Genomic DNA, 14,571 nt, shown 5'->3' with positions numbered 1-14,571 from the left:
CTTCCGGTGTTTTCACCAGGGCACGTGCTTTAGCCCCGGGTTAAAGCACAGGAAGATAGGCTCCAAATAAACCATTAGAAACAGATAAGGAATACCACCATGTCAGAACGTTTAAATAATGACGTGGATCCGATCGAAACCCGCGACTGGCTACAGGCGATCGAATCGGTCATCCGTGAAGAGGGTGTTGAGCGTGCTCAGTATCTGATTGATCAGGTTTTGGGCGAAGCCCGTAAAGGTGGTGTGAGTGTTGCAGCTGGTTCAGCCAGCCGTGATTACATCAATACTATCGCAGTAGAAGACGAACCCGCTTACCCGGGCAACTTGGATCTGGAGCGTCGTATTCGTTCTGCCATCCGTTGGAATGCCGTGATGACCGTGTTGCGTGCATCGAAGAAAGATCTGGATTTGGGCGGCCACATGGCATCCTTCCAATCTTCCGCTACCTTCTACGAAGTCTGCTTCAACCACTTCTTCCGTGCTCGTAATCCAAAAGACGGCGGCGATCTGGTTTACTTCCAAGGCCACATCTCTCCGGGCGTTTACGCACGTGCTTTCCTTGAAGGCCGTTTGACACAAGAGCAGATGGATAACTTCCGCCAAGAAGTTGACGGTAAGGGTCTGTCTTCTTACCCGCATCCGAAATTGATGCCTGAGTTCTGGCAGTTCCCGACTGTATCTATGGGCCTTGGCCCAATCAGTGCAATCTATCAGGCCAAGTTCCTGAAATACCTCTCTCACCGTGGTTTGAAAGACACTTCAGCACAAACCGTATACGCCTTCTTGGGTGACGGCGAGATGGATGAGCCAGAATCTAAAGGTGCGATCACCATCGCGACCCGTGAAAAACTGGATAACTTGGTCTTCGTTATCAACTGTAACTTGCAACGCCTTGATGGCCCGGTTACAGGTAACGGCAAAATCATTAATGAGCTGGAAGGCATCTTCAGTGGTGCTGGCTGGCAGGTTCTGAAAGTCATCTGGGGGAGTCGTTGGGATGAACTGCTGCGTAAAGATACCAGCGGTAAACTGATCCAATTGATGAACGAAACTCTGGATGGTGACTACCAGACCTTTAAATCCAAAGATGGCGCTTATGTGCGCGAACACTTCTTCGGCCGTTTCCCAGAAACTGCTGCATTAGTGAAAGACATGAGCGACGACGAGATCTGGTCCCTGAACCGTGGCGGTCATGATCCGAAGAAAGTCTTTGCTGCACTGAAAAAAGCACAAGAAACTACTGGCAAACCGACTGTTATCCTGGCCCATACCATCAAAGGTTACGGCATGGGCGAAACAGCTGAAGGTAAAAACATTGCTCACCAAGTGAAGAAAATGAACATGGAAGGGGTTCACCACTTCCGCGATCGTTTCAATGTGCCTGTAGCTGATGCTGATATCGAAAAACTGCCATACATTACCTTCGAGAAAGATTCCGAAGAGTACAAATATCTGCATGAACGTCGTCAGGCGCTGGAAGGCTACGTGCCAACCCGCATGCCTAAGTTCACTGAAAAACTGGAAATCCCAGCATTGTCAGATTTCAGCTCATTGCTGGAAGAGCAGAATAAAGAAATTTCTACCACTATCGCTTTCGTGCGTGTGCTGAACGTGATGCTGAAGAACAAGTCTATTAAAGACCGTATTGTTCCAATCATCGCCGATGAAGCACGTACCTTCGGTATGGAAGGTCTGTTCCGTCAGATTGGTATTTATAGCCCGAATGGTCAGCAGTACACCCCGCAAGACCGTGAGCAGGTTGCATACTACAAAGAAGACGAAAAAGGCCAGATCCTGCAAGAAGGGATTAACGAATTGGGTGCGGCTTCTTCGTGGTTGGCTGCTGCGACGTCATACAGCACCAATGATTTGCCAATGATCCCGTTCTACATCTACTACTCCATGTTCGGTTTCCAGCGTATCGGCGACCTGTGCTGGGCTGCGGGTGACCAACAGGCTCGTGGCTTCCTGATTGGTGGGACTTCCGGTCGTACCACACTGAACGGCGAAGGTCTGCAACACGAAGATGGTCACAGCCATATTCAGTCACTGACTATCCCGAACTGTATCTCTTACGATCCAGCTTATGCTTACGAAGTGGCAGTCATCATGCATGATGGTCTGGAACGCATGTACGGCGAAGCGCAAGAAAACGTTTATTACTATCTGACGACGCTGAACGAAAACTATCACATGCCAGCAATGCCGCAGGGCGCAGAAGAGGGTATCCGTAAAGGTATCTACAAACTGGAAACTGTTGCAGGTAGCAAAGGCAAAGTGCAGTTGATGGGGTCTGGTGCAATCCTGCGTCACGTTCGTGAAGCAGCTCAGATTCTGGCTAACGACTACGGCGTAGGTTCTGATGTGTACAGCGTAACTTCATTCACTGAACTGGCTCGTGATGGTCAAGACTGTGAGCGTTGGAACATGCTGCATCCAACAGAAACTCCACGTGTTCCTTATGTGGCTCAGGTGATGAACGACGCACCAGCAGTTGCTTCAACTGACTACATGAAGTTGTTCGCTGAACAGATTCGTAACTTTATTCCTGCCAGCGAGTTCCGCGTACTGGGTACAGATGGTTTCGGCCGCTCTGACAGCCGTGAGAACCTGCGTCACCACTTCGAAGTTGATGCTTCTTACGTGGTGGTTGCAGCTCTGGGTGAATTGGCTAAACGCGGTGACATCGACACCAGCGTAGTTGCACAAGCAATTACTAAGTTTGGTATCGACGCCGATAAAGTTAACCCGCGTCTGGCATAAGAGGTAAAGAACAAATGGCTATTGAAATTAACGTACCAGACATCGGTGCAGATGAAGTGGAAGTCACCGAAATTATGGTGAAAGTAGGCGATACCGTTGAAGCGGAACAATCGCTGATCACCGTTGAAGGTGATAAAGCTTCCATGGAAGTCCCTTCACCGCAGGCGGGTGTAGTTAAAGAAATCAAAATTGCTGTGGGCGATAAAGTCGCAACGGGCAAACTGATTATGATCTTTGAAGCTGCGGGCGCTGAAACCGCTCCTGCTAAAACAGAAGAGAAACCAGCGGCCCCTGCTCAGGCAGCGGCTCCTGTGGCATCTGCTGTGAAAAATGTTGAAGTACCAGACATCGGCAGTGATGAAGTTGAAGTCACTGAAGTCCTGGTCAAAGTGGGCGACACTGTTGCCGCAGAACAATCTCTGATCACTGTAGAGGGCGATAAAGCCTCTATGGAAGTACCCGCACCTTTTGCGGGTACAGTTAAAGAGATCAAAATCAGTACGGGTGACAAAGTTAGCACCGGTTCTTTGATCATGGTCTTTGAAGTTGCAGGTGCAGCGGCTCCAGTAGCAGCGGCAGCTCCAGCTCCAACAGCAGCACCGGCAGCTTCTGCGGCTAAAAACGTTGAAGTACCTGATATCGGCGGTGACGAAGTTGAAGTGACCGAAGTAATGGTGAAAGTGGGCGATAAGGTTGCTGCTGAACAATCACTGATTACTGTTGAAGGTGATAAAGCTTCAATGGAAGTACCGGCACCATTCGCAGGTACAGTGAAAGAGATTAAAATCAGCACCGGTGACAAAGTGAAAACCGGCTCTCTGATTATGGTCTTCGAAGTAGAAGGCGCAGCCCCAACGGCTGCTCCAGCTCAGCAAGCGGCTCCTGCGGCAGCGGCACCGGCGAAAGCCGCAGCGCCAGCAGCAAAAGCAGAAAGCAAAGGCGAGTTTGCTGAAAACGATGCTTATGTTCACGCAACACCGGTTATCCGTCGTCTGGCTCGTGAATTCGGTGTGAATCTGGCGAAAGTGAAAGGGACTGGTCGTAAGGGCCGTATCCTGCGCGAAGACGTTCAGGCTTATGTGAAAGAAGCGGTCAAACGCGCTGAAGCGGCACCCGCGACTGCCACTGGTGGCGGTCTGCCAGGCATGCTGCCTTGGCCGAAAGTTGATTTCAGTAAGTTCGGCGAAATCGAAGAAGTGGAACTGGGCCGTATCCAGAAAATCTCTGGTGCTAACCTAAGCCGTAACTGGGTCATGATCCCACATGTGACTCAATTCGATGAAGCGGATATCACTGAAGTTGAAGCATTCCGTAAGCAACAAAACATCGAAGCCGAGAAGAAAAAACAAGATCTGAAAATCACTCCGCTGGTGTTCTTGATGAAAGCAGCTGCCAAGGCGTTGGAAGAATTCCCTCGCTTCAACAGCTCTATTTCTGAAGATGGTCAGAAACTGACATTGAAGAAATACATCAATATTGGTGTTGCGGTTGATACCCCTAACGGCCTGGTTGTTCCGGTATTCCGTGATGTGAACAAAAAAGGTATTGTTGAGTTGTCTCGCGAGCTGTCTGTGATTTCCAAGAAAGCACGTGATGGCAAACTGACTGCATCTGACATGCAAGGCGGCTGTTTCACTATCTCCAGCTTGGGTGGCATCGGCGGTACGGCGTTCACGCCGATCGTTAATGCGCCAGAAGTGGCTATTTTGGGTGTGTCAAAATCATCCATGAAGCCAGTTTGGAATGGTAAAGAGTTTGCTCCGCGTCTGATGCTGCCTCTGTCTCTGTCCTTCGATCACCGTGTGATCGATGGTGCTGCAGGTGCGCGTTTCGCAGCGTATATCGCGACCATTATGGCTGATATTCGCCGTCTGGTCATGTAATCACTGGGGCCGGCTTTGTGCCGGCCTTGTTGTTATATAGACAGATACGGACAGATAAAGACACTTTGATACCAAGTTTGTCAGGCTGTTACATTAGTCGACAAGGTTGTTGAGACACTCGTCACGTGATGCGGCTTTTCAGTTTGTTAACAATTCTGTAAACTTGCCGCGTGTCAGTATCCCTGAAAGTGTCTGTATCCAGGAATAGGCAAGAACGTCACGGTGGATGAGGGCGTTATGAAATTAATTAGCCTAAAAAATGACGTCAGACCCGCCGGACAAACAATTAAGAGGTCATGATGAGTACTGAAATTAAAACTCAGGTCGTGGTACTTGGGGCAGGTCCAGCAGGGTACTCTGCTGCTTTTCGTTGCGCGGATTTAGGTTTAGAAACTATTCTGGTTGAGCGTTACGCCACTCTGGGCGGTGTTTGCCTGAATGTGGGTTGTATCCCTTCCAAGGCACTGTTGCACGTCGCTAAAGTTATCGAAGAAGCTAAAGCACTGGCTGAACACGGTATTGTTTTTGGCGAACCTAAGACTGACATTGATAAAGTACGTGTCTGGAAAGAGAAAGTTATCAATCAGTTAACCGGTGGTTTGGCAGGTATGGCTAAAGGCCGTAAAGTCAAAGTGGTTAACGGTTTGGGTAAATTTACTGGCGCAAATACCTTGGTTGTTGAAGGTGAAAATGGTCCAACGACCATCACGTTCGATAACGCGATTATTGCTGCCGGCTCTCGTCCTATCCAACTGCCATTTATTCCTCATGAAGACCCACGTGTTTGGGACTCAACTGACGCACTGGCACTGAAAACTGTCCCAGAACGTCTGCTGGTCATGGGCGGCGGTATCATCGGTCTGGAGATGGGGACGGTTTACCATGCTCTGGGTTCGAAAATTGATGTCGTTGAAATGGCGGATCAAGTCATCCCGGCTGCTGACAAAGACGTAGTAAAAGTCTTTACCAAACGTATCAGCAAGCAATTTAACTTGATGCTGGAAACCAAAGTGACCGCGGTAGAAGCCAAAGAAGACGGCATCTATGTCACGATGGAAGGCAAAAAAGCCCCAGCTGAACCACAGCGTTATGATGCCGTTCTGGTCGCTATCGGCCGTGTACCTAATGGTAAATTGTTGGATGCTGGTCAGGCTGGCGTTGAAGTTGATGAGCGTGGCTTTATCCACGTTGATAAACAACTGCGCACCAACGTGCCGCACATCTTTGCAATCGGCGATATCGTCGGTCAGCCAATGCTGGCACACAAAGGTGTTCACGAAGGCCATGTTGCCGCTGAAGTTATCTCTGGCATGAAGCATTACTTCGATCCGAAAGTTATTCCATCCATTGCGTACACTGAGCCAGAAGTCGCATGGGTTGGTCTGACTGAGAAAGAAGCAAAAGAAAAAGGCATCAGCTACGAAACCTCCACCTTCCCGTGGGCGGCATCGGGCCGTGCTATCGCTTCTGATTGCGCCGATGGTATGACTAAACTGATTTTTGACAAAGAAACTCACCGTATCATTGGTGGTGCTATTGTCGGTACTAATGGTGGTGAACTGTTAGGTGAAATCGGTCTGGCAATCGAGATGGGTTGTGATGCGGAAGATATCGCATTGACTATCCATGCTCACCCAACGTTGCATGAATCTGTGGGTCTGGCAGCAGAGATCTACGAAGGTAGCATTACTGATTTGCCTAACCCAAAAGCGAAAAAGAAATAATTTCTTATTGCTAATGAGTTAGTTAAGACGGCTCCTGAACAGGGGCCGTTTTTTATTGGGATAAAAGTAAGGTGAACTGGCTTAGTTGATTTGAATGGGTGGGGGCATAGGCTCATCGGTAATGGCAAGCATGCTGACCCTGAAAGTTGAGCTATCTGCGGACTCTTCTAACTCTGTAATCAAGAAACGGCTTTTAGGTAAAAAAATACGTTCTTCCCCCGGTTCATCAAGTAAATCCCCGATCTCAGTGCTATTAGTACGGCCAAGGAAAAATCTTATGGTATATCTTACGTTGACTTGCCCATCATTCAGGTCGCTGCTATTGAAGTGAGCAATACTGTCCTCATCAGCCGTAGTGCTTAAGAATGAGTCTATTTCAATGATTTCTTCTGGTATTACTTGGGCCAGAAATTCAGCACGATCTCTGACTTCCCCACGATATACTTCATCGACGACGCTCTCATCTTCAGAGGGGATATATCCATCTTCACGCAGTGAAATGTTAATATCTGAATTATTATCGAGCGCGGTGTAGGTTTCTGCTATTTCAACGTCTAACTCGTCGCCGGCCTCTCCTGTTCGTAGGGCATGATTTATAGCGACAAATCCTTCTTCTTGGAAGTTTCTAATAGCAAAATATTCTCTGAAACTTATATTCTCATGTGCGTAAGATGTATTATAACGCTCGATCTCTTTTTCAATATCTAACTCACCTTCATCTAATCTTTCTTTACCATAGATATTCTCCATTTCTTCTTTTATTTTGGCGAAATCACGAGGTTTAATTAATTTGATACGGTCAATTTTATTTTTTTCTATTGGGTCATGCCCTTTTACGTCATACATGTCCAAAGAGGAATTACTGCTATTATCCGATAACTCTACTTTAACTCTGCTTGTGCTTGCTCCCTCGTTGATAGTAGGGGGCTTCGTATCCCCTAATAGGAAACCTATTTTGCCATTCACTCGTTGTAATCTGCCAGAAGTCTTGGGATTAGGTTTGGGGCTGGTGGTCGGTAATAAGGGGGTTCGTTCTGTGCTGGTACGAGGTCGAGGTTTTGGTGCAGTCATTCTGGGGTTAGTTATCCTGGTTGGGCCGGGCCGGGGACTTCCACTCGTGCCGGGTTTCGCACCGATACCGACTTTGAACCCCTTGGGTTGAGGTGTCGGCCCACCAGATAATATCCCCAAACTCACCTCTACAGCGATCTCTTCACCGGTCTTGGGGGGTAATTTTCCCTCATCTTCAGGGACTGTTTTACATGCATACCCGGTACGCCATTGGCAATGTTGGTGCTGAAACTCAGTCCAGTTCTGACCAATTCTACGTTTAGGCTCCATGGGTCGAGCATGAATATCATTCATAACAAAGACCGTTAGAGAAAAAAATGCGACTCCAATTTTATTCATATCACCTCCTTTTACATGTAAGCTTTATTGAGATTTAAATAGCATGGCGATGCATTGGCATTAAAATATTGTTTTTGATGAATGGAGGGAATTTTATTTTTTAAGGAGGATGTGTGTCTGCGAATTAATAACCATGATTACGCTAATATGAAATAAATAAAATAATAGACTGTGAAATTATTTTATTTATTTCAGGGGTGGAATCCATTGCGCAATTGACTTGCTGTAATATTAAATGTGCGGCGTAGGGCTGTCGTGAAATTAGCTGAACTGGTATATCCGGCAAGGGTGGCCGCTTGATCAATACTGATACCTTCTTTCTGGAGTGCCAGCATGGCGCGTTTTAAACGGCAATGGCGCAGGTATTCAAACACCGTAATGTTGTAACTTTCACGAAAACGCCGCTGTAACGTACTTTGGCTCATATTCACTAAATGCGCTAACTCACTCATTGATAGGTGGTCAGCCTCGCCACTTTCCAGCCAATCGCGTACCTGCTGAATACGATTCAACCCACGTAATGACATTTTATTTTGTTGTTGGGCCTGCTTCTCCAGTGAGCTGAACGCTTCAATAATCAACCCAATACATTGAGTTTCCCACTGTAGCCGCTCGAGTGGTGTTGAAAAGGGCGGAGCACTTGCTATTTTCTGGGCGATGGCTTGAGCGTGGATGGATGGACGCCATAAATGAATCGCCAAGTGTTGCTGAGTAAAGTTGTACAGCGCATCCCAGGAGCCAGAGTGCGGCAATAAATCACCGTACAACCATTCACGGTCAAAGGTGAGAGTCAGCGTGCGTTCGTGACTGTTGTTTTTGCCATGGCGAGTAAATAGAGTGCTTTCCGTCAGCGAAACTAGGGAGGCATCGCCTTTTTCCTGCAAATGCAGTTGTTTACCACCAAATGAAACATGTGCGCTACCGCTAACCACAATCGCCAGTTTCAGCGCAGGATTGAGCTGACTCTGCGTTTTAATATCGTAGAGATTAGTGACGTTTGCGGTATGCAAAATCAGGTGTGGATTTAGGCGTAACACCTGAAAATCACCATATAATACCGGGTCAGTAGACAAAGATTTAGCCCCGCTCAACTGATAATCGCTGGCAACCAGATTCGATTGCTGCACAATCTGGTCGCGGTAAATCGGTTTGGATGAGGGGGAAACATTGCGTAAATTATTTCTTTTCACCGCGGGCATGACAAATTCTCCACTGACATTGACGTTCTGACAAAGAGCTTTGCTGTTTACACAAACCTTTTTTCTGATAGCAAATGTAACAATTAGCAAGATGAATTGATAATGAAAATAATTATCAATCTTGTTCGTTTTTGTTGCCCTATGAATAGATCGGTAGAGATTTTCCTCTGCTGACATTTGCTGTGGGCTTTTGCATCGGGGAAAGTGTAATGAAAGTAAAATGGCAGCGGCGCTCTCTGACGACCTTGGCGAGCTTGATTGGCCTGTGTATTTCAACTCCGCTTTGGGCGCAGACACAAGATAGCACTCAAACCGGCTCTGATACAGCCGCGATAGAAAAAACACAAACTGTCACCGCGACTCAACAGCAAGAACCCTCTGAAGCCGGAGGCAAAGCGGCGTCTGGCGATACTCTAGTGGTGACGGCTCAACAGCAAGTGCGTCAAGCATTAGGGGCATCCACTATTACTGCGGAAGATATCCGCAAACGCCCACCGGCAAATGACCTATCCGAAATTATCCGTACTATGCCGGGTGTGAATCTTTCCGGCAACTCAGCCAGTGGTCAGCGCGGGAATAACCGCCAGATTGATATTCGTGGCATGGGGCCAGAAAATACCCTGATTATGATTGATGGCATTCCGGTTTCGAGCCGCAATGCGGTGCGTTATGGTTGGCGTGGCGAGCGTGATACCCGTGGTGATACCAACTGGGTTCCCGCTAATATGGTTGAAAAAATCGAAGTGTTACGCGGCCCGGCAGCGGCACGCTATGGTAATGGTGCCGCAGGTGGTGTGGTGAATATCATCACCAAACAACCAGACAAAGAGCTGCACGGTAGCTGGAATGCTTATATGAACCTGCCACAGCACAGTGAAGAAGGGGCAACGCGGCGCACTGATTTTAGTCTGATGGGGCCATTAAGTGACACCCTCAGCTTCCGTTTATACGGTGGATACAATAAAACTGATGCTGATGATTGGGATATTAACGCCGGTCATGAGTCAGCCCGAACAGGTAATCAGGCTGGGACGTTGCCGGCCGGGCGTGAAGGGGTGCGCAATAAAGATATCAATGGGTTACTGCGTTGGGACTTCGCGGTCGGCCAATCTCTGGAGTTTGAGGTGGGTTATAGCCGTCAGGGGAATATTTACGCTGGTGATACCCAAAACACCAACAGCAATGCCATTGTTCGTAGTTTATACGGCGCAGAAACTAACGTGATGTATCGCGATAACTTCTCACTCACACATCGTGGTTTCTGGGATAACGGTGTCAGCACGACCTCTTATGTTCAGTATGAAGATACACGCAACTCACGTATTAATGAGGGACTGGCGGGCGGTACAGAAGGTATTTTCTCTAATAACCATTTCAGCACTATCAAGCTGGATAACTATTTGGCCCATTCCGAAATTAACTTGCCCTTTGATTGGGGCGTTAATCAGGTACTGACTGTGGGTGCCGAATGGAATGACCAGAAAATGAATGACCCAACCTCTAATACCCAAACAACGAGCGAAGGGGGCAGTGTCAGTGGCTTAACTGGCACCGGGCGCGATACTCGCTCGTCAGCACAGATAGCGTCGGTCTTTGTTGAAGACAATATTGAATTGACAGACACCACGATGCTCACCCCTGCGCTGCGTTTTGATCATCACAGCACCGCGGGCAGTAACTGGAGTCCGGGCCTAAACCTGTCACAAGAACTGGGCGATTACTTCACCATGAAAATGGGTATCGCGCGTTCATATAAAGCGCCGAATCTCTATCAAACCAACCCTAACTATCTGTTATATAGCCGTGGTCAGGGCTGCTATGGTGGTGGCGGCAGTTGCTACTTGATGGGGAATGATTCTCTATCAGCCGAAACCAGTGTGAATAAAGAGATTGGGTTCGAGTTCCATAATAACGATGGCATTATTGCCGGTATTACTTACTTCCGTAATGATTATCGCAATAAGATTGAGCCGGGCTTGGTCTCACTGGGCAACGCCAGTGGCGGAACTGGCGCTTATGCTAACTCCGATATTTTCCAGTGGGAGAATGTGCCGAAAGCGTTGGTTGAAGGTTTGGAAGGTAACCTGACCGTTCCATTCACTGATACGGTGCAATGGAGTAGCAACCTGACCTACATGTTGGAATCGAAGAACAAAACGACCGGGGATTATCTATCGATCACCCCAGAGTTTACACTGAATAGCTCATTGAGCTGGCAAGCAACGGATGATCTGTCCTTCCTGTCGACCGTGACATGGTATGGGCGTCAGAAACCGAAGAAATATGACTATCAAGGTTTGCCTGTGACAGGTACGGCGCTCAATGAAGTCAGCCCGTATGCCATTTTTGGTCTGAGCACCAGCTATACCGTGACAAAAAATGTCAGTGTCACCACGGGTATCGAAAACTTGTTTGATAAGCGCCAGTTCCGTGCGGGTAATGCGCAGAACGTTGCCAATATCGCGGGTGCTGGGGCGGCCACTTATAATGAGCCGGGCCGGACATTCTTTGTGAGCTTGAATACTCAGTTCTAAACTTACCTCTCTACAATGAGCAGATACGGCCATTTTCGGCTGTTTCTGCTCTCTTTATCGCCACAATATTTTCCATTTGCCATTCACCGCCATAAAAGTCCTACCAACAGCACGAGACACTCAGAGAGCGATGGTATCCATTCATTAGTTATGGTTATTATACTTGTCATCTTTCAATCAGCAGGTGTGTTGGCCTTTAGTGATGGGCTAACTGAGAGCCGTTATCAATATGTAAGATGATTACACTGCGCTCAACGATTCAGCAAAAATTTAATGTTGCTTTTATGTGAACGAATTAACACTGAGTTTAAATACTGGTATGCTGGTTGAGCGAAACTGGGCCTCTTACCTTACACCTACTGCATCAGTGATGATGGCTGGTGGAATAAGCCCGGCAAAATAAATGACAATAAGAGCGAGGAGAGAGTCGTGCTAGAAGAATACCGTAAGCACGTAGCCGAGCGTGCTGCAGAGGGTATCGTCCCCAAGCCATTAGATGCATCACAAATGGCAGCGCTGGTTGAATCATTAAAAAATCCGCCTGCGGGCGAAGAAGAATTCCTATTAGACCTGCTGATTAACCGCGTACCACCTGGTGTTGATGAAGCAGCCTATGTTAAAGCTGGTTTTTTGGCTGCTATCGCCAAGGGCGAAGCCCACTCCCCTTTGATTACCGCAGAGAAAGCTATTGAACTGCTTGGCACCATGCAAGGCGGTTATAATATTCATCCGCTGATTGATGCGTTAGATAATGAAAAGCTGGCTCCAATTGCGGGCAAAGCCTTATCTCATACCTTGCTGATGTTTGATAACTTCTACGATGTGGAAGAAAAAGCCAAAGCCGGTAATCCGCATGCCAAGAAAGTGATGCAATCCTGGGCTGATGCCGAATGGTATCTTTCCCGTCCAGCACTGGCTGAGAAAATCACGGTCACGGTCTTTAAAGTCACTGGTGAGACCAACACTGATGACTTGTCTCCGGCCCCTGATGCCTGGTCTCGCCCTGATATCCCATTGCATGCTCTGGCAATGCTCAAAAATGAGCGTGAGGGGATTCATCCGGATCAACCGGGCAGTGTTGGCCCAATTAAGCAAATTGAAGAGCTGAACAAAAAAGGCTTCCCGCTGGCTTATGTCGGTGACGTCGTTGGTACTGGTTCTTCGCGCAAATCTGCCACTAACTCTGTGCTGTGGTTTATGGGCGACGATATCCCTTACGTGCCGAACAAGCGCGGTGGTGGTGTGGTGCTGGGCAGCAAAATTGCGCCAATCTTCTTTAACACCATGGAAGATGCTGGTGCTCTGCCAATCGAAGTCGATGTTGCCAATATGAATATGGGCGACGTTATTGATATCTTCCCGTATCTGGGTGAAGTTCGCCGCCATGATACTGGCGAGATATTAGCCACTTTCGAACTTAAAACGGATGTGTTGCTGGATGAAGTCCGCGCCGGTGGCCGTATTCCATTGATTGTGGGCCGTGGCTTGACCACGAAAGCTCGCGAATCATTAGGGCTGCCTGCCAGTGAAGTATTCCGTGTGGCGAAACCGGTGGCGAAAAGCAACAAAGGTTTCTCGCTGGCACAAAAAATGGTGGGTCGCGCCTGTGGTGTTGCTGGGGTGCGTCCGGGTGAATATTGTGAGCCTAAAATGACTTCGGTCGGTTCACAAGATACTACTGGGCCAATGACGCGTGATGAGCTGAAAGACTTGGCGTGTCTGGGTTTCTCCGCTGATTTAGTGATGCAGTCATTCTGCCATACAGCGGCATATCCGAAGCCAGTTGACGTGACGACCCATCACACACTGCCTGATTTTATTATGAACCGTGGCGGTGTGTCTCTGCGCCCGGGCGACGGTATCATTCACTCATGGCTGAACCGCATGCTGCTACCAGATACCGTTGGTACAGGCGGTGACTCCCATACCCGTTTCCCTATCGGGATCTCTTTCCCTGCAGGTTCTGGTCTGGTCGCTTTTGCGGCGGCAACCGGTGTGATGCCTCTGGACATGCCTGAATCTGTACTGGTGCGTTTTAAAGGCGAAATGCAGCCGGGTATCACCTTGCGTGATCTGGTGCATGCAATCCCTTACTACGCGATTCAGGAAGGTTTGCTGACTGTCGAGAAGCAAGGCAAGAAGAATATTTTCTCTGGCCGAATTCTGGAAATTGAAGGTTTACCTGAGCTGAAGGTCGAACAAGCGTTCGAACTGGCAGATGCTTCTGCCGAGCGTTCTGCGGCTGGCTGTACCATTAAGCTAGATAAAGCACCTATCACTGAATATCTGCAATCCAACATTGTGCTATTGAAGTGGATGATTGCTGAAGGTTACGGTGATCGCCGTACGCTGGAGCGCCGTATCAACGGTATGGAAAGCTGGTTGGCAAATCCAAATCTGCTGGAAGGTGATGCAGATGCACAATACGCTGCAGTGATCGAAATTGATCTGGCAGAGATAACTCAGCCCATTCTGTGCGCACCAAACGATCCTGACGACGCTCGTTTGTTGTCTGATGTTGCCAACAGCAAAATCGATGAAGTCTTTATCGGTTCATGCATGACCAACATTGGCCACTTCCGTGCCGCAGGTAAATTGCTGGATCAACATAAAGGCCAGTTACCGACTCGTCTGTGGGTTGCACCACCAACTAAAATGGATGCTGCACAACTGACTGAAGAAGGCTATTACAGCGTCTTTGGTAAGAGTGGTGCGCGTATCGAGATCCCCGGGTGTTCATTGTGCATGGGTAACCAAGCGCGAGTTGCGGACGGTGCGACGGTTGTCTCTACCTCAACCCGTAACTTCCCGAACCGCTTAGGGACTGGGGCGAATGTTTATCTGGCTTCGGCTGAACTGGCAGCGATAGCATCACTGCTTGGGCGTCTGCCGACTCCTGATGAATATCAAACGTATATGGCTCAGGTTGATAAGACTGCGGAAGATACATACCGCTATCTGAATTTTGATCAGTTAAGCCAATATACCGATAAAGCCGATGGCGTGATCTTCCAAACCGCCGTGTAAATCGCTATATTTCGCACCTGCTAAAAAAGGA

7 protein-coding genes are annotated in these 14,571 nt (G+C 48.2%); 5 read left to right on the top strand and 2 right to left on the bottom strand.

Going from position 1 to position 14,571, the window contains the following annotated elements; all coding sequences use genetic code 11:
• The first annotated feature begins 99 nt into the window (after positions 1-99).
• The 3 genes from aceE (at position 100) to lpdA (ending at position 6,370) form a co-directional block, all read left to right on the top strand.
• Positions 100-2,763: a pyruvate dehydrogenase (acetyl-transferring), homodimeric type gene (aceE, locus tag HUZ92_RS05845; protein WP_050100448.1), complete on the top strand. Its 2,664-nt coding sequence runs from the start codon at positions 100-102 to the stop codon at positions 2,761-2,763.
• Between the two features lie 14 nt (positions 2,764-2,777).
• Positions 2,778-4,646 (top strand): pyruvate dehydrogenase complex dihydrolipoyllysine-residue acetyltransferase, encoded by a 1,869-nt coding sequence (gene aceF / locus HUZ92_RS05840; RefSeq protein WP_050100447.1) that lies wholly within the window; start codon positions 2,778-2,780, stop codon positions 4,644-4,646.
• Between the two features lie 299 nt (positions 4,647-4,945).
• The gene (gene lpdA, locus HUZ92_RS05835) at positions 4,946-6,370 is read left to right on the top strand and encodes a dihydrolipoyl dehydrogenase (RefSeq protein WP_005156808.1); all 1,425 of its coding nucleotides are present in this window, start codon (positions 4,946-4,948) and stop codon (positions 6,368-6,370) included.
• 81 nt (positions 6,371-6,451) lie between these two features.
• Here the strand turns inward: lpdA and HUZ92_RS05830 are convergent, their stop codons facing one another.
• A complete protein-coding gene (locus tag HUZ92_RS05830) occupies positions 6,452-7,780 on the bottom strand; it encodes a hypothetical protein (RefSeq protein WP_145525658.1) in 1,329 nt (442 codons plus the stop codon).
• A 191-nt stretch (positions 7,781-7,971) separates the two neighbouring features.
• Positions 7,972-8,979, bottom strand: coding sequence for an AraC family transcriptional regulator (locus HUZ92_RS05825; RefSeq protein ID WP_050100444.1), 1,008 nt, complete (start codon positions 8,977-8,979; stop codon positions 7,972-7,974).
• Positions 8,980-9,188: 209 nt separating this feature from the next.
• On the opposite strand from HUZ92_RS05825, the gene HUZ92_RS05820 reads away from it, so the two are divergent.
• On the top strand, positions 9,189-11,513 hold the full coding sequence (locus tag HUZ92_RS05820) for a TonB-dependent siderophore receptor (protein WP_050100442.1): 2,325 nt from the start codon (positions 9,189-9,191) through the stop codon (positions 11,511-11,513).
• Positions 11,514-11,942: 429 nt separating this feature from the next.
• The gene (gene acnB / locus HUZ92_RS05815) at positions 11,943-14,540 is read left to right on the top strand and encodes a bifunctional aconitate hydratase 2/2-methylisocitrate dehydratase (RefSeq protein ID WP_050100441.1); all 2,598 of its coding nucleotides are present in this window, start codon (positions 11,943-11,945) and stop codon (positions 14,538-14,540) included.
• The last annotated feature ends 31 nt before the right edge of the window (positions 14,541-14,571 follow it).

It is taken from the genome of Yersinia vastinensis (genome assembly GCF_902726565.1).
Classification (GTDB): domain Bacteria; phylum Pseudomonadota; class Gammaproteobacteria; order Enterobacterales; family Enterobacteriaceae; genus Yersinia; species Yersinia vastinensis.
The sequence above is the reverse complement of the archived record's forward strand: the minus strand, read 5'-3'. Positions and strand labels throughout refer to the sequence as shown.

Coding starts and splice junctions, on each gene's coding strand:
- aceE (WP_050100448.1), top strand. CDS start 100: ATGTCAGAACGTTTAAATAATGACGTGGATCCGATCGAAACCCGCGAC.
- aceF (WP_050100447.1), top strand. CDS start 2,778: ATGGCTATTGAAATTAACGTACCAGACATCGGTGCAGATGAAGTGGAA.
- lpdA (WP_005156808.1), top strand. CDS start 4,946: ATGAGTACTGAAATTAAAACTCAGGTCGTGGTACTTGGGGCAGGTCCA.
- HUZ92_RS05830 (WP_145525658.1), bottom strand. CDS start 7,780: ATGAATAAAATTGGAGTCGCATTTTTTTCTCTAACGGTCTTTGTTATG.
- HUZ92_RS05825 (WP_050100444.1), bottom strand. CDS start 8,979: ATGCCCGCGGTGAAAAGAAATAATTTACGCAATGTTTCCCCCTCATCC.
- HUZ92_RS05820 (WP_050100442.1), top strand. CDS start 9,189: ATGAAAGTAAAATGGCAGCGGCGCTCTCTGACGACCTTGGCGAGCTTG.